This window comes from Enterobacter cloacae complex sp. P29RS (assembly GCF_014893445.1).
GTDB classification, from domain to species: Bacteria; Pseudomonadota; Gammaproteobacteria; order Enterobacterales; family Enterobacteriaceae; genus Enterobacter; species Enterobacter intestinihominis.
Genome location: NZ_JADBPZ010000019.1, coordinates 24,446 through 44,251, shown reverse-complemented (window position 1 = coordinate 44,251; position 19,806 = coordinate 24,446). Strand labels below are relative to the sequence as shown.

The 19,806-nt window shown below is 54.1% G+C and carries 21 protein-coding genes and 3 tRNA genes; 17 read left to right on the top strand and 7 right to left on the bottom strand.

What is annotated here, in order from left to right; translation table 11 throughout:
- Positions 1-267 precede the first annotated feature (267 nt).
- From cydA to pnuC, 16 genes are all read left to right on the top strand, one after another.
- Positions 268-1,836, top strand: coding sequence for a cytochrome ubiquinol oxidase subunit I (cydA, locus tag IM282_RS15110; protein WP_023299615.1), 1,569 nt, complete (start codon positions 268-270; stop codon positions 1,834-1,836).
- A 15-nt stretch (positions 1,837-1,851) separates the two neighbouring features.
- A complete protein-coding gene (gene cydB, locus IM282_RS15105) occupies positions 1,852-2,991 on the top strand; it encodes a cytochrome d ubiquinol oxidase subunit II (protein WP_022647469.1) in 1,140 nt (379 codons plus the stop codon).
- Between the two features lie 14 nt (positions 2,992-3,005).
- Positions 3,006-3,119, top strand: a complete 114-nt coding sequence (gene cydX / locus IM282_RS15100; RefSeq protein ID WP_014169181.1) for a cytochrome bd-I oxidase subunit CydX — start codon at positions 3,006-3,008, stop codon at positions 3,117-3,119.
- Positions 3,119-3,409, top strand: coding sequence for a cyd operon protein YbgE (gene ybgE / locus IM282_RS15095; protein WP_003858596.1), 291 nt, complete (start codon positions 3,119-3,121; stop codon positions 3,407-3,409). The genes cydX and ybgE overlap by 1 nt, the downstream gene beginning before the upstream one ends.
- A 148-nt stretch (positions 3,410-3,557) precedes the next feature.
- Positions 3,558-3,962: a tol-pal system-associated acyl-CoA thioesterase gene (ybgC, locus tag IM282_RS15090; RefSeq protein ID WP_003858593.1), complete on the top strand. Its 405-nt coding sequence runs from the start codon at positions 3,558-3,560 to the stop codon at positions 3,960-3,962.
- The gene (tolQ, locus tag IM282_RS15085) at positions 3,959-4,651 is read left to right on the top strand and encodes a Tol-Pal system protein TolQ (protein WP_022647470.1); all 693 of its coding nucleotides are present in this window, start codon (positions 3,959-3,961) and stop codon (positions 4,649-4,651) included. Before ybgC ends, tolQ begins: the two co-directional genes overlap by 4 nt.
- A gap of 3 nt (positions 4,652-4,654) precedes the next feature.
- Positions 4,655-5,083 (top strand): colicin uptake protein TolR, encoded by a 429-nt coding sequence (gene tolR, locus IM282_RS15080; RefSeq protein ID WP_003858589.1) that lies wholly within the window; start codon positions 4,655-4,657, stop codon positions 5,081-5,083.
- Positions 5,084-5,111: 28 nt separating this feature from the next.
- Positions 5,112-6,365 (top strand): cell envelope integrity protein TolA, encoded by a 1,254-nt coding sequence (gene tolA / locus IM282_RS15075; RefSeq protein WP_157508176.1) that lies wholly within the window; start codon positions 5,112-5,114, stop codon positions 6,363-6,365.
- 129 nt (positions 6,366-6,494) lie between these two features.
- Positions 6,495-7,787, top strand: a complete 1,293-nt coding sequence (gene tolB / locus IM282_RS15070) for a Tol-Pal system beta propeller repeat protein TolB (RefSeq protein ID WP_022647472.1) — start codon at positions 6,495-6,497, stop codon at positions 7,785-7,787.
- A 34-nt stretch (positions 7,788-7,821) separates the two neighbouring features.
- Positions 7,822-8,343: a peptidoglycan-associated lipoprotein Pal gene (gene pal, locus IM282_RS15065; RefSeq protein WP_003858578.1), complete on the top strand. Its 522-nt coding sequence runs from the start codon at positions 7,822-7,824 to the stop codon at positions 8,341-8,343.
- 9 nt (positions 8,344-8,352) lie between these two features.
- Complete coding sequence (cpoB, locus tag IM282_RS15060; protein WP_192970529.1) at positions 8,353-9,141, top strand: cell division protein CpoB; 789 nt, start codon at positions 8,353-8,355, stop codon at positions 9,139-9,141.
- A 161-nt stretch (positions 9,142-9,302) separates the two neighbouring features.
- Positions 9,303-9,378, top strand: a tRNA-Lys gene (locus IM282_RS15055).
- 27 nt (positions 9,379-9,405) lie between these two features.
- Positions 9,406-9,481: transfer RNA gene (locus tag IM282_RS15050), tRNA-Val, on the top strand.
- Between the two features lie 3 nt (positions 9,482-9,484).
- A tRNA-Lys gene (locus IM282_RS15045) sits at positions 9,485-9,560 on the top strand.
- Between the two features lie 330 nt (positions 9,561-9,890).
- On the top strand, positions 9,891-10,934 hold the full coding sequence (gene nadA / locus IM282_RS15040) for a quinolinate synthase NadA (protein ID WP_192970528.1): 1,044 nt from the start codon (positions 9,891-9,893) through the stop codon (positions 10,932-10,934).
- A gap of 22 nt (positions 10,935-10,956) precedes the next feature.
- Positions 10,957-11,676 carry a nicotinamide riboside transporter PnuC gene (pnuC, locus tag IM282_RS15035; protein WP_022647475.1) on the top strand — a complete coding sequence of 240 codons (720 nt, stop codon included), beginning with the start codon at positions 10,957-10,959 and terminating at the stop codon, positions 11,674-11,676.
- On the opposite strand, the gene zitB is transcribed toward pnuC, so the two are convergent.
- Both zitB and IM282_RS15025 read right to left on the bottom strand, forming a co-directional pair.
- Entirely contained in the window at positions 11,673-12,611 is a 939-nt protein-coding gene (zitB, locus tag IM282_RS15030; RefSeq protein ID WP_171935841.1) for a CDF family zinc transporter ZitB, read from the bottom strand. The two genes, pnuC and zitB, sit on opposite strands and share 4 nt — an antisense overlap.
- 99 nt (positions 12,612-12,710) lie before the next feature.
- Entirely contained in the window at positions 12,711-13,070 is a 360-nt protein-coding gene (locus IM282_RS15025; protein ID WP_022647477.1) for a protein YbgS, read from the bottom strand.
- A gap of 304 nt (positions 13,071-13,374) precedes the next feature.
- Here IM282_RS15025 and aroG point away from each other — a divergent pair, with 304 nt between their 5' ends.
- Positions 13,375-14,427: a 3-deoxy-7-phosphoheptulonate synthase AroG gene (gene aroG, locus IM282_RS15020; RefSeq protein ID WP_022647478.1), complete on the top strand. Its 1,053-nt coding sequence runs from the start codon at positions 13,375-13,377 to the stop codon at positions 14,425-14,427.
- Between the two features lie 61 nt (positions 14,428-14,488).
- Here aroG and gpmA read toward each other — a convergent pair whose 3' ends face one another.
- The 5 genes from gpmA to galE form a co-directional block, all read right to left on the bottom strand.
- Positions 14,489-15,241, bottom strand: coding sequence for a 2,3-diphosphoglycerate-dependent phosphoglycerate mutase (gene gpmA / locus IM282_RS15015; protein ID WP_003858562.1), 753 nt, complete (start codon positions 15,239-15,241; stop codon positions 14,489-14,491).
- Positions 15,242-15,514: 273 nt separating this feature from the next.
- Complete coding sequence (gene galM / locus IM282_RS15010) at positions 15,515-16,558, bottom strand: galactose-1-epimerase (protein ID WP_023299620.1); 1,044 nt, start codon at positions 16,556-16,558, stop codon at positions 15,515-15,517.
- Positions 16,552-17,700, bottom strand: a complete 1,149-nt coding sequence (galK, locus tag IM282_RS15005) for a galactokinase (RefSeq protein WP_045309135.1) — start codon at positions 17,698-17,700, stop codon at positions 16,552-16,554. The genes galM and galK overlap by 7 nt, the downstream gene beginning before the upstream one ends.
- A gap of 2 nt (positions 17,701-17,702) precedes the next feature.
- Positions 17,703-18,749 carry a galactose-1-phosphate uridylyltransferase gene (galT, locus tag IM282_RS15000; RefSeq protein WP_022647481.1) on the bottom strand — a complete coding sequence of 349 codons (1,047 nt, stop codon included), beginning with the start codon at positions 18,747-18,749 and terminating at the stop codon, positions 17,703-17,705.
- A gap of 9 nt (positions 18,750-18,758) precedes the next feature.
- Positions 18,759-19,775 (bottom strand): UDP-glucose 4-epimerase GalE, encoded by a 1,017-nt coding sequence (galE, locus tag IM282_RS14995; RefSeq protein WP_023299622.1) that lies wholly within the window; start codon positions 19,773-19,775, stop codon positions 18,759-18,761.
- Positions 19,776-19,806 lie beyond the last annotated feature (31 nt).

Sequence of the window (19,806 nt, the reverse complement as noted above, 5' to 3'; positions counted from 1 at the left end):
TTTTGCTATAAATTGATCGCCGTCGAAAAACGTAAATCTGTTCGAATAAAAACCTGTTTATTGTAAGGGTTTTGCAGCGTATTATATTTACGGGATCAATTTGGTTTTTTCTTAACGTATTTGTAACCTTTCATCATTGCTTTTTCCTCCTGTAGAGAATAAGCAACGAAGAAGGGAAGCAGATAACTTTGTATTGGGGCATGCGTGTGGATCCTTATCTAACGGGGTTCACTCTCGGAGTCTTCATGCGATGAGCAAGGAGTCATAATGTTAGACGTAGTCGAACTGTCGCGCTTACAGTTTGCCTTGACCGCGATGTACCACTTCCTTTTTGTGCCGCTGACGCTCGGTATGGCGTTCCTGCTGGCCATCATGGAAACGGTTTACGTCCTCTCCGGCAAACAGATTTATAAAGATATGACCAAGTTCTGGGGCAAGTTGTTTGGTATCAACTTTGCGCTGGGCGTGGCAACCGGTCTGACCATGGAGTTCCAGTTCGGGACAAACTGGTCTTACTATTCCCACTATGTAGGGGATATTTTCGGTGCGCCGCTGGCCATTGAAGGTCTGATGGCCTTCTTCCTCGAATCCACCTTTGTAGGTCTGTTCTTCTTCGGTTGGGACCGTCTGGGTAAAGTCCAGCATATGGCGGTAACCTGGCTGGTGGCATTAGGCTCCAACTTGTCCGCACTGTGGATCCTGGTGGCGAACGGCTGGATGCAAAACCCAATCGCATCTGATTTCAACTTCGAAACCATGCGTATGGAGATGGTCAGCTTCGCTGAGCTAGTCCTGAACCCGGTTGCCCAGGTTAAATTCGTGCACACCGTGGCGTCTGGCTATGTGTGCGGCGCGATGTTCGTGCTGGGCATCAGCTCCTACTATATGCTGCGCGGCCGTGACTTCGCGTTCGCCAAGCGTTCTTTCGCTATCGCAGCAAGCTTCGGTATGGCCGCGATTCTGTCCGTTATTGTTCTGGGTGATGAATCCGGTTACGAAATGGGTGACGTGCAGAAAACCAAACTCGCCGCAATTGAAGCTGAATGGGAAACCCAGCCGGCACCGGCAGCGTTTACCCTGTTCGGCGTGCCTGACCAGGACGCGCAGGAAAACCGCTTCGCCATTCAAATTCCTTACGCTCTGGGTATTATCGCCACGCGCTCCGTCGACAAACAGGTGACTGGCCTGAAAGATCTGATGGTGCAGCATGAAGAGCGTATCCGTAACGGGATGAAAGCCTACTCGCTGCTGGAACAGCTGCGCGCCGGTTCTACCGACCAGGCCGTTCGCGATCAATTTAACGACGTGAAGAAAGACCTCGGTTACGGTCTGCTGCTGAAACGCTATACCCCGAACGTCTCCGACGCGACGGAAGCGCAGATTCAGATGGCAACCAAAGACTCTATTCCACGCGTTGCGCCGCTGTACTTCGCGTTCCGCATCATGGTGGGTTGCGGCATTATCATGCTGCTGATCATCGCGGCCTCGTTCTGGTCAGTCATTCGTAACCGTATCGGTGAGAAAAAATGGCTGCTGCGCACCGCGCTGTACGGTATCCCACTGCCATGGATTGCTATCGAGTCCGGCTGGTTTGTTGCGGAATATGGCCGTCAGCCATGGGCGATCGGTGAGGTGCTGCCAACAGCGGTAGCGAACTCCTCCCTGACCGCAGGCGACCTGATCTTCTCCATGCTGCTGATTTGCGGTCTGTACACCCTGTTCCTGGTGGCTGAACTGTTCCTGATGTTCAAGTTCGCGCGCCTTGGCCCAAGCAGCCTGAAAACCGGTCGCTACCACTACGAGCAGTCTGTTACGACTACTCAGCCGGCACGCTAAGACAGGAGTCATCAAATGATCGATTATGAAGTATTGCGTTTTATCTGGTGGCTGTTGATCGGCGTTCTGCTGATTGGTTTTGCGGTCACCGATGGTTTCGATATGGGCGTGGGCATGCTCACCCGTTTCCTCGGTCGTAATGACACCGAGCGTCGAATCATGATCAACTCCATCGCCCCGCACTGGGACGGTAACCAGGTGTGGCTGATCACCGCAGGCGGCGCGCTGTTCGCTGCCTGGCCGATGGTTTACGCGGCTGCGTTCTCCGGCTTCTATGTGGCGATGATTCTGGTGCTGGCCTCTTTATTCTTCCGTCCGGTAGGTTTTGACTACCGCTCCAAGATTGAAGACACCCGCTGGCGTAACATGTGGGACTGGGGCATCTTCATTGGTAGCTTCGTTCCACCGCTGGTCATTGGTGTGGCGTTCGGTAACCTGTTACAGGGCGTACCGTTCCACGTCGACGAATATATGCGTCTGTTCTACACCGGTAACTTCTTCCAGCTGCTGAATCCGTTTGGTCTGCTGGCGGGCGTGGTGAGCGTGGCGATGATCATCACCCAGGGCGCAACCTATCTCCAGATGCGTACCGTGGGTGAACTGCACCTGCGTTCCCGTGCGACCGCTCAGGTGGCGGCGCTGGTGACGCTGGTCTGCTTCGCGCTGGCAGGCGTGTGGGTCGTGTACGGTATTGATGGCTACGTGGTGACCTCCGCCATTAACCATACCGCACCGTCTAACCCGTTGACCAAAGAGGTGGCGCGTCAGGCTGGCGCATGGCTGGTGAACTTCAACAATATGCCTGCGCTGTGGGCTATCCCTGCTCTGGGTGTGCTGCTGCCACTGCTGACAGTGTTAATGTCTCGTCTGGAGAAAGGCGCTATGGCGTTCGTGTTCTCTTCCCTGACGCTGGCGTGCATTATCCTGACGGCAGGTATTGCTATGTTCCCATTCGTGATGCCATCCAGCACCATGATGAATGCTAGCCTGACCATGTGGGATGCAACGTCCAGCCAGTTGACGTTGAACCTGATGACGTACGTTGCTTGCGTGTTCGTGCCGATTATCCTGCTCTACACCGCCTGGTGTTACTGGAAAATGTTCGGTCGCATCACTAAAGAACATATCGAAAGCAACACCCACTCTATGTATTAAGTAAGGAGCTGAATATGTGGTATTTCGCATGGATTTTAGGGACGCTTCTTGCCTGTGCATTTGGTGTCATCACTGCCCTGGCGCTTGAGCATGTAGAAGCGTCTAAAGCAGGTGAAGATAAGCACTAATGAATATTATCGCAACGTTATATGCGGTAATGGACAAGCGCCCCCTGCGGGCGCTTTCCCTCATTATGGCATTACTGCTGGCGGGCTGTATCTTCTGGGACCCGTCGCGCTTCGCGGCTAAAACCAGCGAGCTTGAGATCTGGCACGGCTTCCTGATTATGTGGGCGGTGTGTGCAGGTGTGATTCACGGTGTCGGCTTTCGTCCGAAAGCGCTTCACTGGCAGGGTATCTTCTGCCCGCTGATTGCCGATCTGGTTCTTCTCGCCGGTTTGATTTTCTTCTTCTTCTGAATAAGAAATGTCCGTTAATGATATGGGCTTACCCGAGCCCATAAAAATTTACTCTCCGTTTACTTTCCCCCATTCCAAACCATCATTCCCGCGCGTATAGTAGCGAAGTTTGAAAGCTCCAACTTTTCTTGTATTACCGGGATGTAAAGTGAATACAACGCTGTTTCGATGGCCGGTACGTGTCTATTACGAAGATACCGATGCCGGTGGTGTGGTCTACCACGCCAGCTACGTTGCTTTTTATGAACGGGCACGCACAGAGATGCTGCGCCATCATCACTTTAGTCAACAGGTGCTGTTGGCTGAGCGAGTTGCCTTCGTGGTACGCAAGATGACGCTTGAGTATTTTGCGCCTGCCAGACTCGACGATATGCTCGAAGTCCAAACAGAAATTACATCAATGCGCGGAACTTCACTGGTTTTCACGCAGCGGATAGTCAATGCAGAGAACACGGTACTTAACTCAGCTGAAGTCCTGATTGTCTGTGTTGATCCAACCATAATGAAGCCTCGTGCGCTTCCTAAGTCTATTGTCGCGGAGTTTAAGCAGTGACTGACATGAATATCCTTGATTTGTTCCTGAAGGCAAGCCTTCTGGTTAAACTTATCATGTTGATTTTGATTGGTTTTTCAATCGCATCCTGGGCCATCATCATCCAGAGAACGCGTATCCTCAATGCCGCTGGCCGCGAAGCCGAAGCGTTTGAAGATAAGTTCTGGTCGGGTATAGAGCTTTCTCGTCTCTATCAGGAAAGCCAGGGACGCCGTGATAACCTTTCAGGCTCCGAACAAATTTTTTATAGCGGTTTCAAAGAGTTCGCTCGCTTACACCGTGCTAACAACCATGCGCCGGAAGCCGTGGTAGAAGGTGCGTCGCGTGCGATGCGCATCTCCATGAATCGTGAACTGGAAAATCTTGAAACGCATATTCCTTTCCTCGGTACCGTTGGCTCCATCAGCCCGTATATCGGCCTGTTTGGTACGGTGTGGGGGATCATGCACGCCTTTATCGCCCTGGGGGCGGTGAAGCAGGCAACCTTGCAGATGGTGGCACCGGGTATCGCAGAAGCACTGATCGCGACCGCAATCGGTCTGTTCGCGGCAATTCCGGCGGTAATGGCGTACAACCGTCTGAACCAGCGCGTGAATAAACTGGAACTGAACTACGACAACTTTATGGAAGAGTTCACCGCGATTCTGCATCGTCAGGCGTTTACCAGCACCGAGAGCAACAAGGGGTAAACCATGGCCAGATCGCGTGGACGAGGTCGTCGCGAGCTCAAGTCCGAAATCAATATCGTTCCGTTACTGGACGTGCTGCTGGTGCTGCTGCTGATCTTTATGGCGACAGCGCCCATCATCACCCAGAGCGTGGAAGTGGATCTGCCGGATGCGACAGAATCACAGGCGGTAAGCACCAATGACGATCCTCCGGTCATCATTGAGGTTTCCGGCGTAGGGCAGTACAGCGTGGTGGTAGAGAAAGATCGTATGGATCAGCTTCCGCCCGAGCAGGTTATTGCTGAAGCGCAACGACGCCTGGAGTCAAATCCGAAGACGGTCTTCTTAATCGGTGGTGCGAAAGACGTACCATATGATGAAATTATCAAAGCGCTGAACTTGCTACATAGCGCGGGCGTTAAGTCAGTTGGCTTAATGACTCAGCCTATTTGATCATCTGCGTAGTTTTTGGGAACCGATAGTGTCAAAGGCAACCGAACAGAACGACAAGCTTAAGCGAGCGATAATCGTCTCCGCAGTGCTGCACGTGATTCTTTTTGCAGCGCTGATCTGGAGTTCGTTCGATGAGCACATTGATGCATCGGGCGGTGGTGGAGGCTCATCCATCGACGCCGTCATGGTAGATCCCGGTGCGGTAGTGCAGAACTATAATCGTCAGCAACAGCAGCAGGCGAGCGCAAAACGCGCTGAAGAGCAGCGTGAAAAACAGGCGCAACAGCAGGCGGAAGAGCTGCGTGAAAAGCAGGCCGCCGAGCAGGAACGTTTGAAGCAGCTTGAGAAAGAGCGTTTGCAGGCGCAGGAAGCCGCGAAAGAGCAGGCGGAGCAGCAGAAACAGGCTGAAGCCGCAGCGAAGAAAGCGCAGGAACAGCAGAAGCAGGCGGAGGAGGCGGCAGCCAAAGCCGCAGCAGACGCTAAGGCGCAGGCAGATACTCAGGCGAAAGTAGCCGCAGAAGCAGCGAAAAAAGCCGCTGCTGACGCGCAGAAGAAGGCCGAAGCAGAAGCCGCGAAGAAAGCCGCTGCTGATGCGAAGAAGAAAGCGGAAGCCGAAGCCGCGAAAAAAGCCGCTGCTGACGCACAGAAGAAAGCCGAAGCAGAAGCCGCGAAGAAAGCCGCCCAGGAAGCAGAGAAAAAAGCGGCCGCCGAAGCGGCGAAGAAAGCGGCTGCCGCTGAGAAAGCTGCGGCAGAAAAAGCCGCCGCTGCGGAAAAAGCCGCTGCTGATAAAAAAGCTGCAGCTGAGAAAGCCGCTGCCGATAAGAAAGCAGCAGCCGAAAAAGCCGCTGCTAAAAAGGCCGCTGCCGCTGAGAAAGCTGCCGCAGCCGCAGGAGTTGACGATCTGCTGGGCGACCTGAGTTCCGGTAAGAATGCACCGAAAACGGGCGGTGGGGCGAAAGGAAATGGACAGCCGTCAAAAGACAGCGGTACCTCCGGAGCCAACGGTGGGGCAACAGGTGCAGATATCAGTGCTTATGCCAAACAGATCCAGGTTGCGATTCAGAGCCGACTCTTTGATGCAGGCCTGTATCAGGGCAAGCAATGCGTACTGCACATCAATCTTGCGCCAGACGGCAGGTTGAAAAGCGTGACGTCTGAAGGGGGCGATCCTGCGCTCTGTCAGGCTGCGCTGGCCGCAGCCAGATCGGCGAACATTCCTAAACCGCCTAGCGAGGCTGTTTATGAAAGGATAAAAGATGCCAAACTGGACTTTAAGCTGTAATCAACTCTTCTAACGGAAGTATGAAAAACAGTCTATGGTCGTAAACAGGATAAGTAGTTTTGTCTATTTGGGTTTGTTAACATTCTGCTAAATTATCGTGGGTAAGGTTACCCAGATAAGGGAGATATGATGAAGCAGGCATTACGTGTAGCAGTTAGTTTTTTAATGCTGTGGGCAGCTGTACTGCACGCAGAAGTACGTATCGAGATCACCCAGGGGGTGGACTCGGCGCGTCCGATTGGTGTCGTTCCGTTCCAGTGGGCAGGCCCGGGCGCTGCGCCTGAAGATATTGGCGGCATTGTTGCAGCTGACCTGCGTAACAGCGGTAAATTTAACCCATTAGATCGTTCCCGCCTGCCTCAGCAGCCGGGTACTGCGCAGGACGTTCAGCCTGCTGCATGGTCTGCGCTGGGTATTGATGCGGTAGTTGTCGGTCAGGTTACGCCTGCACCAGACGGCGGCTATAACGTCGCTTATCAGCTGGTGGATACCGGCGGTGCGCCGGGTACCGTTCTGGCTCAAAACACTTATAAAGTGAACAAGCAGTGGCTGCGTTACGCAGGCCACACGGCGAGTGACGAAGTGTTTGAGAAGCTGACCGGTATTAAAGGTGCGTTCCGTACCCGTATCGCGTACGTGGTACAGACCAACGGCGGCCAGTTCCCTTATGAGCTGCGCGTCTCTGACTACGATGGTTACAACCAGTTCACCGTACACCGTTCACCGCAGCCGCTGATGTCTCCGGCATGGTCTCCGGACGGCTCAAAGCTGGCGTATGTGACCTTCGAAAGCGGCCGCTCCGCGCTGGTCATCCAGACGCTCTCTAACGGTGCTGTTCGTCAGGTTGCGTCATTCCCACGTCACAACGGTGCACCTGCGTTCTCTCCGGACGGTACCAAACTGGCGTTTGCCCTGTCTAAAACCGGTAGCCTGAACCTGTACGTAATGGATATTGGTTCTGGTCAGATCCGTCAGGTCACGGATGGTCGTAGCAATAACACTGAGCCAACCTGGTTCCCGGACAGCCAGAATCTGGCCTTTACGTCCGACCAGGCAGGTCGTCCACAAGTTTATAAAGTGAATATCAACGGCGGAGCAGCGCAGCGTATTACCTGGGAAGGTTCTCAGAACCAGGATGCTGACGTCAGTGCCGATGGTAAAACAATGGTAATGGTCAGCACTGCGGGTGGTCAGCAGCACATTGCCAAACAAGATCTGGTAACGGGAGGCGTACAAATACTGTCGTCAACGTTCCTGGATGAAACGCCAAGTCTGGCACCTAACGGCACCATGGTAATCTACAGCTCTTCTCAGGGGATGGGATCCGTGCTGAATCTGGTTTCTACAGATGGGCGTTTCAAAGCGCGTCTTCCGGCAACTGATGGACAGGTAAAATCACCTGCCTGGTCGCCGTATCTGTAATAATAATTAATTGATTACTAAAGGAATCTTAGAAATGCAACTGAACAAAGTGCTGAAGGGGCTGATGATCGCTCTGCCTGTTATGGCAATCGCAGCGTGTTCTTCTAACAAGAACGCAAGCAATGACCAGAGCGGCGAAGGCATGATGGGTGCCGGCACCGGTATGGACGCTAACGGCAATGGCAATATGTCTTCTGAAGAGCAAGCGCGTCTTCAGATGCAGCAGTTACAGCAGAACAACATCGTTTACTTCGATCTGGATAAATACGACATCCGTTCTGACTTCGCTGCGATGCTGGATGCGCACGCAAACTTCCTGCGTAGCAACCCGTCTTACAAAGTCACCGTAGAAGGTCACGCGGACGAACGTGGTACTCCAGAGTACAACATCTCCCTGGGTGAACGTCGTGCGAACGCTGTTAAAATGTACCTGCAGGGTAAAGGCGTTTCTGCTGACCAGATCTCCATCGTTTCTTACGGTAAAGAAAAACCAGCAGTACTGGGTCACGACGAAGCGGCTTACTCCAAAAACCGTCGTGCCGTACTCGTTTACTAAGAGAATTGCATGAGCAGTAACTTCAGACATCATCTGATGAGTCTGTCGTTACTGGTTGGAATAGCGGCCCCCTGGGCCGCTTTTGCTCAGGCACCAATCAGTAGTGTCGGCTCAGGCTCGGTAGAAGACCGGGTCACTCAACTCGAGCGTATCTCTAACGCTCACAGCCAGCTTTTAACTCAACTCCAGCAGCAACTTTCTGACAACCAGAACGATATCGATTCCCTTCGTGGTCAGATCCAGGAGAGTCAGTATCAGCTTAATCAGGTTGTGGAACGCCAGAAGCAAATCTTGTCGCAGATGGATAGCCTGAGCAGCGGCGGTGCGGCTGCACAGCCAGCAGCAGGCGATCAAAGCGGTACGGCGACGCCTGCACCTGCGGCAGATGCCTCCGCGTCGTCAGGTGCGCCTGTACAGAGCGGTGACGCGAATACGGACTATAACGCGGCCATTGCCCTGGTGCAGGATAAATCGCGCCAGGACGATGCTATCGTTGCGTTTCAGAACTTCGTTAAGAAGTACCCTGATTCCACTTACCAGCCAAATGCGAACTACTGGCTGGGTCAGTTGAATTACAACAAGGGTAAAAAGGATGATGCGGCGTTTTATTTTGCCTCTGTGGTGAAAAATTACCCGAAATCACCGAAAGCGCCTGATGCGATGTATAAAGTCGGCGTGATCATGCAGGACAAAGGCGACACTGCAAAAGCCAAAGCGGTTTATCAGCAGGTGGTTGCAAAATTCCCGGGTACAGACGGCGCCAAACAAGCGCAAAAACGTTTAAGTTCGATGGGTTGATTATCGCATGACCAGAAATCGCGTCATTTCTGGTCGTGCAGCATGATTCCTAAGCAGTTAAGTGATCTTCATCGAAATTTTTGTTGCGCAGAATTCTTAAATCAGTAATATATGCCGCCGTTGCCACGGGATATCAAACAACGTGAAAGCAGCGCAAAAGTGGGTCGTTAGCTCAGTTGGTAGAGCAGTTGACTTTTAATCAATTGGTCGCAGGTTCGAATCCTGCACGACCCACCACTTAAAGCAGTTCCGGCAGTACAGAGTGGGTGATTAGCTCAGTTGGTAGAGCATCTCCTTTACACGGAGGGGGTCGGCGGTTCGAGCCCGTCATCACCCACCACTCGGGTCGTTAGCTCAGTTGGTAGAGCAGTTGACTTTTAATCAATTGGTCGCAGGTTCGAATCCTGCACGACCCACCAATTTTAATATCTTACTCAGATACTACACGTGAAGGATAACGTTGCTTTAGCAACGGCCCGAAGGGCGAGGCGAAGCCGAGTCATCCTGCACGACCCACCAGTGTAGAAAGGCGCCCTAAAGGCGCCTTTTTGCTATCTGTCGTTCGCCAGTGCCTTGTAAGTCGGGTAAGGCGAAGCCGCCACCCGACAGATGCTACCGGCATCAATTCCCGATGACATTCCCCCTCAAATTCGCTATCTTGTTTAGTATACAAAACACCATTGCCTCATTTTTGTTATCTCATGCAAAACAAAGGCAATATTGTTAAGCCAGTAAAACGAGAAGCCATAATGAGTGTGATGTTTGATCCCGAAACCGCAATCTATCCCTTCCCGCCGAAGCCAGCTCCGCTAAGCCGGGATGAGAAGCAGTTCTATCGTGAAAAAATCAAGCGCCTCCTTAAAGAGCGTGATGCGGTGATGGCGGCGCATTACTACACCGACCCGGAAATTCAGCAGCTGGCGGAAGAGACGGGTGGCTGTATCTCAGACTCCCTGGAGATGGCGCGTTTCGGTGCTAAGCATTCAGCCTCCACGCTACTGGTCGCGGGGGTTCGTTTTATGGGTGAAACGGCAAAAATCCTCAGCCCGGAAAAAACGATTCTGATGCCTACTCTGAATGCCGAATGTTCTCTTGACCTCGGTTGCCCGATTGATGAGTTCACCGCCTTCTGTGATGCCCACCCTGACCGTACCGTGGTGGTCTATGCAAATACGTCTGCGGCGGTGAAAGCCCGGGCAGACTGGGTAGTAACGTCCAGTATTGCCGTTGAGCTGATTGAACATCTGGACAGCCTGGGGGAGAAAATCATCTGGGCGCCCGATCGTCACCTGGGAAACTACGTACAAAAACAGACCGGTGCGGATGTACTGTGCTGGCAGGGCGCCTGTATCGTTCACGACGAGTTTAAGACCCAGGCACTGACCAGGATGAAACGCTTATACCCGCAGGCCGCAATTCTGGTGCATCCGGAGTCGCCGCAGTCGATTGTTGAGATGGCGGACGCCGTCGGCTCAACCAGCCAGTTGATAAACGCGGCAAAAACCCTGCCGCACAAGCAGCTCATCGTGGCGACCGATCGCGGTATCTTCTATAAAATGCAGCAGGCCGTACCAGAAAAAGAGCTGCTCGAAGCGCCAACCGCCGGAGAAGGGGCGACCTGTCGAAGCTGCGCGCACTGCCCGTGGATGGCGATGAATGGACTTAAGGCGATAGCGGAGGGGCTGGAGATCGGTGGCGCAGCGCATGAGATCCACGTAGACGCCGCCCTGCGCGAAGGCGCGTTAATTCCGCTTAACCGTATGCTGGATTTTGCGGCTACACTACGTACTTAACTTATTACGCCCCGGAGAAAAAATGGATTTTTTTAGCACACAGAACATCCTGGTTCATATCCCGATTGGTGCGGGCGGCTATGACCTGTCGTGGATTGAAGCGGTAGGTACGCTGGCCGGTTTACTCTGTATCTGGCTGGCCAGCCTTGAGAAGATCAGTAACTATGCGTTCGGGCTGATAAACGTCACGCTGTTTGCGATCATCTTCTTCCAGATCCAGCTCTACGCCAGCCTGCTTCTGCAGCTGTTCTTCTTCGCGGCCAATATCTATGGCTGGTACGCCTGGTCGCGGCAAAACAGTCAGCAGGAGGCGGAGCTGCAAATCCGCTGGCTGCCGTTGCCAAAAGCCATTGCCTGGCTCGCGGCCTGCGTGGTGGCAATCGGCTTTATGACCGTCTTTATTGACCCGGTATTTGCCTTCCTGACGCGCGTGGCGGTCTCGGTCATGTCGGGTCTGGGATTAAACGTGACGATGCCTGAGCTTCAGCCTGATGCCTTCCCGTTCTGGGATTCCTGCATGATGGTGCTGTCGATTGCCGCAATGATCCTGATGACCCGTAAATACGTTGAAAACTGGCTGCTGTGGGTGGTCATCAACGTGATTAGCGTGGTGATTTTTGCCCGTCAGGGCGTTTATGCCATGTCGCTGGAGTATATGCTGCTGACCGTCATTGCCCTGAACGGTAGCCGCATGTGGATCAACAGCGCGCGTGAGCGTGGCTCTCGTGCGCTTTCCCGCTAATGGTGATGCTCGTGTGAGTGGCCGGACTGCGCCTCGTTCAGGTGACAGTCTGGCCCGTTACAGGGCTGATACTCCATCTGGATGGTGGAGTGCGCAATTTCGTAGTGATGCTCAAGGAAGTGCCGAATACGTTCAAGCAACGCATCGTGATCGTGGGGCGGAATAACCTGAACGTGCAGCGTCATAAGCGGTTTCTCACCCACCAGCCAGACGTGAACGTGGTGAACGTTAAGGACTTCAGGAATGGAACGACACAGATTGCGTTTTAGCTCGCCAATATCCAGCGACGTGGGAGCGCCTTCCAGCAGTTCATTCACGCTCTCTTTCAACAGCCGCCAGGCACTGCGTAATACAAGGCACGATACCAGCACCGAAAGAATCGGGTCGATGGGGGTCCAGCCCGTACCCATAATGATCAGCGCGGCGACGATGGCACCTACGGAACCCAGCAGATCGCCCAGCACGTGAAGCGCCGCGGCCCGTACGTTCAGATTTTTTTCGCTGCTGCCGCGGTGCAATATCCAGAATGCCAGAATATTGGCGACCAACCCGGCAATAGCAATCACCATCATCGTCGTTCCGGCTACCGGTTGTGGATGACGAAAGCGCTGAAACGCCTCCCAGACGATAAGAATGGTAATAACCACCAGTGCAATCGCATTCACGAACGCAGCAAGTGTGGTCAGTCTGAGCCAGCCAAAGGTGTGGCGGGCATTGGGAGGGCGACGGGCAAACTGCACGGCCAGCAGAGCAAACAGGAGCGCTGCAGCGTCGGTCAGCATATGCCCGGCATCGGCCAGCAGCGCCAGCGATCCGGAGATCAGTCCGCCTGTCACCTCAATAATCATAAAGGTGGCAGTGACGCCAAAAGCCAGCAGAAGCCGTTTGGCATTTTCATCGCCAGTGGAGTGGGAATGGGAGTGGGAGTGCGCCATGGTATCGTTCCTGATTTATTATTATTTTTAGTGTAGCGTTTTTAAGAGCTTAAATAAAAAAGGAGAGCATTCGCTCTCCCTCTTTTACCTTACGGAAGATTACTGGGTAGTACCGTCCGTTTTGGTATTGGCATCGCTGCCCACTTTGTCATTCGGGTCCGGGCATTTCCCGTCTTTACACATTGAGTTTTTGTGAACTTCGTCAGTGCTCATACCGTCATGGTTCATCGTGCCGGTATTCGTACCGCCGGTGTTGGTATTGCCCGTGTTGATATTACTGTTATCAACATTATTTGGCGCGATATTCTGTTTTGCATCCGGCGCAACCTGGCCCGCTTCGGCAGCGGCATTCGCGTCGCCGTTGCTGCCGGAGGAGCCTGTATCGGCTGCCAGTACGCTACCGCTTGCCAGGGTAAGGGTTGCCGTCAGGAAAAGCGTAGTCAGTTTCGTCATTTTCATCATGGTGCTCCTGTTCTTATCGTTACGCTGGATAACATTCTCCAACAGTGCATCTTGTTCAGTGGCGAAAGATCCCAGATTCCTGAATTATGTCAGGATGGAATCGCGTATAAATATTTAAAAACAGTCGTTACAAGTAAAAAGCTTAGGCGAGATCTCATTTTTCGCTATTTTGTTGCGTATTTTAGGCGAATTCCAGGAATTATCTGCGCAAAGTGTAAAAGGCCGTTTACACTTCGTGACCGACAAGTTAGATTGAAAGCATTGCTTTCATTACTAAAGATATGGCAGAGCCGGAAAGAAGATGAATTATCAGAACGACGATTTACGCATTAAAGAGATCAATGAGTTATTACCTCCCGTAGCGCTCCTTGAAAAATTCCCCGCCACCGAAAATGCCGCCAACACGGTGTCTCATGCCCGCAAGGCGATCCACAAGATCCTGAAAGGTAGCGACGATCGTCTTCTGGTGGTCATCGGACCGTGCTCCATTCACGATCCTGCTGCGGCCAAAGAGTACGCGTCACGTCTGCTCACCCTGCGCGAAGAGCTGAAGGGCGAACTGGAAATTGTGATGCGCGTTTATTTCGAAAAACCGCGTACCACCGTGGGCTGGAAAGGGTTGATCAACGATCCGCACATGGACAACAGTTTCCAGATCAACGACGGCCTGCGTATTGCGCGTAAGCTGCTGCTGGAGATTAACGACAGCGGGCTGCCTGCTGCCGGAGAATTCCTCGATATGATCACCCCGCAGTATCTGGCTGACCTGATGAGCTGGGGCGCTATTGGTGCGCGTACGACTGAATCGCAGGTTCACCGTGAGCTGGCGTCTGGCCTGTCATGCCCGGTGGGTTTCAAAAACGGCACTGATGGCACCATCAAAGTCGCTATTGATGCCATCAATGCGGCTGGCGCGCCGCACTGCTTCCTGTCGGTGACTAAGTGGGGCCACTCGGCTATCGTGAATACCAGCGGTAATGGCGATTGCCATATCATTCTGCGCGGCGGTAAAGAGCCTAACTACAGCGCTAAACACGTGGCGGAAGTGAAGGCGGGTCTGGAGAAAGCGGGACTGGCGCCGCAGATCATGATCGATTTCAGCCATGCGAACTCAAGCAAACAGTTCAAAAAGCAGATGGAAGTTGGTGCAGACGTTTGTCAGCAAATCGCCAACGGTGAACGCGCAGTGATTGGGGTGATGATTGAGAGCCATCTGGTGGAAGGCAATCAGAATCTGGAGGGCAGCGAGCCGCTGGTCTACGGTAAGAGCGTGACGGATGCCTGCATTGGCTGGGATGATACCGATGCGATCCTGCGTCAGCTGGCGGATGCGGTAAAAGCGCGTCGCGGTTAAGTTTATCGCGGGCAATAAAAAAGCGTGGATTGCTCCACGCTTTTTTTATGTCCGGCGAAAATTACTTCGCTTTACCCTGGTTCGCCACGGCCGCCGCTTTTGCAGCGATTTCGTCGGCGTTACCCAGGTAGTAATGTTTAACTGGCTTGAAGTTTTCGTCGAACTCATACACCAGCGGCACGCCGGTAGGGATGTTCAGCTCGAGAATTTCATCTTCACCCATGTTGTCCAGGTATTTCACCAGCGCACGCAGGGAGTTACCGTGAGCAGCGATAATGACGCGCTCGCCGCTTTTCAGGCGTGGCAGAATGGTTTCGTTCCAGTAAGGCACAACACGGTCGATGGTCAGCGCCAGGCTTTCGGTCTGCGGCAGTTCAGCCTCAGTCAGCTTCGCGTAACGCGGATCGTGGCCCGGGTAGCGCTCGTCATCTTTGCTCAGCTCTGGAGGCGTGACCGCAAAACCACGACGCCACTGCTTAACCTGCTCGTCACCGTATTTTTCTGCGGTTTCTGCTTTGTTCAGACCTTGCAGCGCACCATAGTGACGCTCGTTCAGTTTCCAGGATTTCTCAACCGGCAGCCAGGCCTGATCCAGCTCGTCCAGAATGTTCCACAGGGTATGGATGGCACGTTTCAGCACAGAGGTGTAAGCAAAGTCAAAGGTGAAGCCTTCTTCTTTCAGCAGTTTACCTGCCGCTTTTGCTTCGCTCACGCCTTTCTCGGACAGATCAACGTCATACCAACCGGTGAAGCGGTTTTCGTTGTTCCACTGGCTTTCGCCGTGGCGCACCAGGACAAGCTTAGTATTAGCCATTTCTTACTCCTCAAGCATTTTGAATGATAACAATTCTCATTATATTGCCGTGACTGTGCCAGCAGCAACGCTTAACCCTAACCATAGCGAAAATAGTTCGAGAGTGTAAGATGCATGTGAATCCAGGGTTATGATTTTGTCTGCGATCGCCGCTATTTTCAGCAAGCTGAGCGGAAAAAAGCCCTCGCGGTGAGGGCCAGGCTTTTTGCCGGATGGCGCTTCGCTTATCCGGCCTACATTCGTAGGCCCGTGCACGCGTAGCGCCGCCGGAAATTATGCGCGCGGAATGAAATGATACTCTGTGACGCTTACGTACTCTTCACCCGGACGCAGCACACAGTCCGGCTGCGGCCATTCAGGATGGTTAGGACTGTCCGGCAGGAACTCGCTCTCCAGCGCCAGACCTTGCCAGGCGGCGTAGTCGTTATGTTCACGCGCCGTGGTCCCCTCCAGGTAGTTACCGGAGTAGAACTGCAGGGCAGGGGCGGTGGTGTAGACCGTCATCTGTAACTTCTCATCCGCAGACCAGACCTGTGCGGCAGGTTGAGAAAGATCGCCTTTCGCCTGCAACAGGAAAGCGTGGTCGTAGCCTTTCACCTTGCGCTGATCGTCATCACTCAGGAAATCCTGGGCGATGGTTTTCGGCTGACGGAAATCAAAGCTATTACCGCTTACCGGTTTCAGCCCCTGATAAGGGATACCCATCTCATCGACCGGCAGATACGCGTCCGCCAGGATCTGGAGTTTGTGGCTGCGGACATCGGTCTGATTGCCGTCAAGGTTGAAATAGGCGTGGTTAGTCAGGTTGACCGGGCACGGCTTGTCGACGGTCGCGCGGTACTCAATGGCGATACGATTATCTTCGGTCAGGGTAAAGCGTGCGGTTGCGGTGAGATTGCCCGGGAAGCCCTGGTCTCCGTCGAGGGAGTCCAGAGAGAACCAGACCTCACCGTCATTTTGCTGCACAATCTTCCAGCGACGTTTATCAAACCCTTCCGGGCCGCCGTGCAGCTGATTTTCACCCTGGCTGGCAAGCAGGGAATAGGTTACGCCGTCCAGCGTAAACCGGCTTCTGGCGATGCGGTTGGCGTAGCGGCCTATGGATGCGCCCAGAAAAGCGGTCTGCTCGATATACTGCTCGGGCGATGCGCAGCCGAGCAGGGTTTCGCGCACGCTGCCGTCAGGCATTGGTACGCGGGCAGAAAGTAACGTTGCGCCCCAGTCCATCAGCGTAACCACCATCCCGGCGCTGTTGCGCAGGGTCAACAGGCGATACGGCAGACCATCCGGTGCGAGAGTAGGTGTTTCGTTTAGCACTGTCCGGCTCCTTGTGATGCTTTGCAGACATAGAAAGTTTCTTTGATGCCCGTTTTGGCTTCGTACTGTTTAGCCACCGCGTCCTGAATGGCAGGGACCAGCTCTTCCGGCACCAGGGCGACGACACAGCCGCCAAATCCACCCCCGGTCATACGCACGCCGCCTTTGTCGCCAATCGTGGCTTTCACAATTTCAACCAGGGTGTCGATTTGTGGCACGGTGATTTCGAAATCGTCGCGCATGGAGGCATGCGATTCGGCCATCAGCTCGCCCATCCGTTTCAGGTCACCTTTCGCCAGCGCGGAGGCGGCTTCTACGGTACGGGCATTTTCCGTCAGCACGTGACGCACGCGCTTCGTGACAACCGGATCCAGTTCGTGGGCAACCTTGTTAAATTCGTCAAGTGAGACATCACGCAGGGCTGGCTGCTGGAAGAAGCGCGCGCCGGTTTCACACTGCTCGCGGCGGGTGTTGTACTCGCTCCCCACCAGGGTGCGTTTGAAGTTGCTGTTGATGATCACCACAGCCGCACCTTTTGGCAGTGGAACCGCTTTGGTCCCGAGGGAGCGGCAGTCAATCAGCAAAGCATGTTCTTTCTTGCCCAGCGCGGAAATCAGCTGATCCATAATGCCGCAGTTGCAGCCCACGAACTGGTTTTCCGCTTCCTGACCGTTGAGGGCGATCTGCGCCCCGTCCAGCGGCAGATGATAAAGCTGCTGGAACACGGTGCCGACCGCCACTTCCAGCGATGCGGAAGAGCTTAATCCCGCCCCTTGCGGCACGTTGCCGCTGATCACCAGATCGGCCCCGCCGAAATTCTTGTTACGCTTCAGAAGATGCTTCACCACGCCGCGAACATAGTTCGACCACTGCTGGCTGTCGTGGGTCACGATCGGCGCATCAAGGGAAAATTCGTCAATTTCGTTGCCGTAATCCGCGGCGATCACTCGCACGTTACGATCTGAACGTTTCGTGCAGGCGATCACCGTCTGGTAGTCGATGGCACACGGCAGGACAAAACCGTCGTTATAGTCGGTGTGCTCGCCGATCAGATTAACGCGGCCTGGCGCCTGGATAATATGGGTGGCAGGGTAGCCAAATTTTTCAGCAAACAGGGATTGTGTTTTATCTTTCAGACTCATTTTTAGACTCCTGATTCGCGGTAATGGACGTCGCTAACGGCACGCAGGCGTTCTGCCGCCTGTTCCGCCGTCAGGTCGCGCTGGGTTTCCGCCAGCATTTCATAGCCCACCATGAATTTACGTACCGTCGCAGAACGCAGCAGCGGCGGATAGAAGTGTGCATGTAACTGCCAGTGTTGATTCTCTTCGCCGTTAAACGGCGCACCGTGCCAGCCCATGGAGTAGGGGAAGGAACACTGGAACAGGTTGTCGTAGCGGCTGGTCAGTTTTTTCAGCGCCAGGGCAAGGTCGTCTCGCTGGGCGTCGCTGAGGTCCGTAATACGCTGAACATGGGCCTTTGGCAGCAGCAGCGTTTCAAACGGCCACGCCGCCCAGTAAGGGACTACCGCAAGCCAGTGCTCGGTTTCCACCACAGTGCGGCTGCCGTCCGCCAGTTCACGCTGGGTGTAATCCACCAGCATCGGCGAACCGTTCTGGGCGAAATAGGCTTTTTGCAGCCGGTCTTCACGTTCGGCTTCGTTCGGCAGGAAGCTGTTCGCCCAGATCTGGCCGTGCGGATGCGGGTTAGAGCAGCCCATCGCCGCGCCTTTATTTTCAAATACCTGCACCCACGGATAGGTCTGGCCCAGCTCCGCCGTTTGCGCCTGCCAGGTGCTGACCACCTCTTTCAGCGCCTCAACGCTCAGCTCCGGCAGCGTTTTGCTGTGATCGGGAGAGAAGCAGATCACGCGGCTGGTGCCGCGGGCGCTTTCACAGCGCATCAGCGGGTCGTGGTTTTCCGGCGCGTCCGGCGTGTCGGTCATCAGCGCCGCAAAATCGTTAGTGAAAACGAAGGTGCCCTTGTAGTTCGGGTTTGTATCGCCCGTCACGCGCGTGTTGCCCGGACAGAGGAAGCAGTCCGGATCGTGCTGTGGCAGCGACTGTTTTGCAGGCGTCTCTTGCGCCCCCTGCCAGGGGCGCTTGGCGCGATGCGGTGAAACTAAAATCCATTGCCCGCTGAGCGGGTTAAAACGACGATGCGGGTGATCGACGGGATTGAATTGTGTCATGACAAATCCTTAATCCGGATAACCCTGCGGATGGCGTGACTGCCAGTGCCAGGTATCCTGTGCCATTTCATCAAGCGTGCGGGTAACACGCCAGTTAAGCTCTTTATCCGCTTTGGTGGCATCGGCCCAGTAAGCCGGGAGGTCGCCATCACGACGCGGCGCGAAGTGATACTTCACTGGCTTGCCGCAGGCTTTACTGAAGGCATTCACCACATCCAGCACGCTGCTGCCGACGCCGGCGCCGAGGTTGTAAATATGCACGCCCGGTTTATCCGCCAGCTGCTGCATCGCCGCCACGTGGCCGTCGGCCAGATCCATCACGTGAATGTAATCGCGCACGCCGGTGCCGTCTTCGGTGGGATAATCGTTACCAAAAATCGCCAGGGAGTCGCGACGCCCTACGGCAACCTGCGCGATATACGGCATCAGGTTATTTGGAATGCCCTGCGGATCTTCACCCATGTCGCCTGACGGATGCGCGCCAACCGGGTTGAAGTAGCGCAGCAGCGCGATGCTCCACTCAGGCTGGGCTTTTTGCAGGTCGGTCAGGATCTGCTCTACCATCAGCTTGCTTTTGCCATACGGGCTTTGCGGCGTACCGGTCGGGAAGCTTTCAACGTAAGGAATTTTTGGCTGATCGCCGTAGACGGTCGCGGAAGAGCTGAAGATAAAGTTTTTCACGTTTGCCGCACGCATGGCGGAGATCAGACGCAGGGTACCGTTGACGTTGTTGTCGTAGTACTCAAGCGGTTTTGCTACCGATTCGCCAACCGCTTTCAGGCCCGCGAAGTGGATAACGGTTTCAATCGCGTGATCGTGAAGGATTTCAGTCATCAATGCTTCATTGCGGATATCGCCTTCCACGAAAGTCGGCTGTTTACCCGAAAGGCGTTCAATGACCGGCAGCACGCTGCGCTTACTGTTGCACAGGTTATCAAGAATGACGACATCGTGGCCGCTTTGCAGAAGTTGTACGCAGGTATGACTTCCTATGTAACCGCTACCACCTGTTACCAGAACTCGCATATTTCGCTCCATTAGGCTTATGGTATGAATT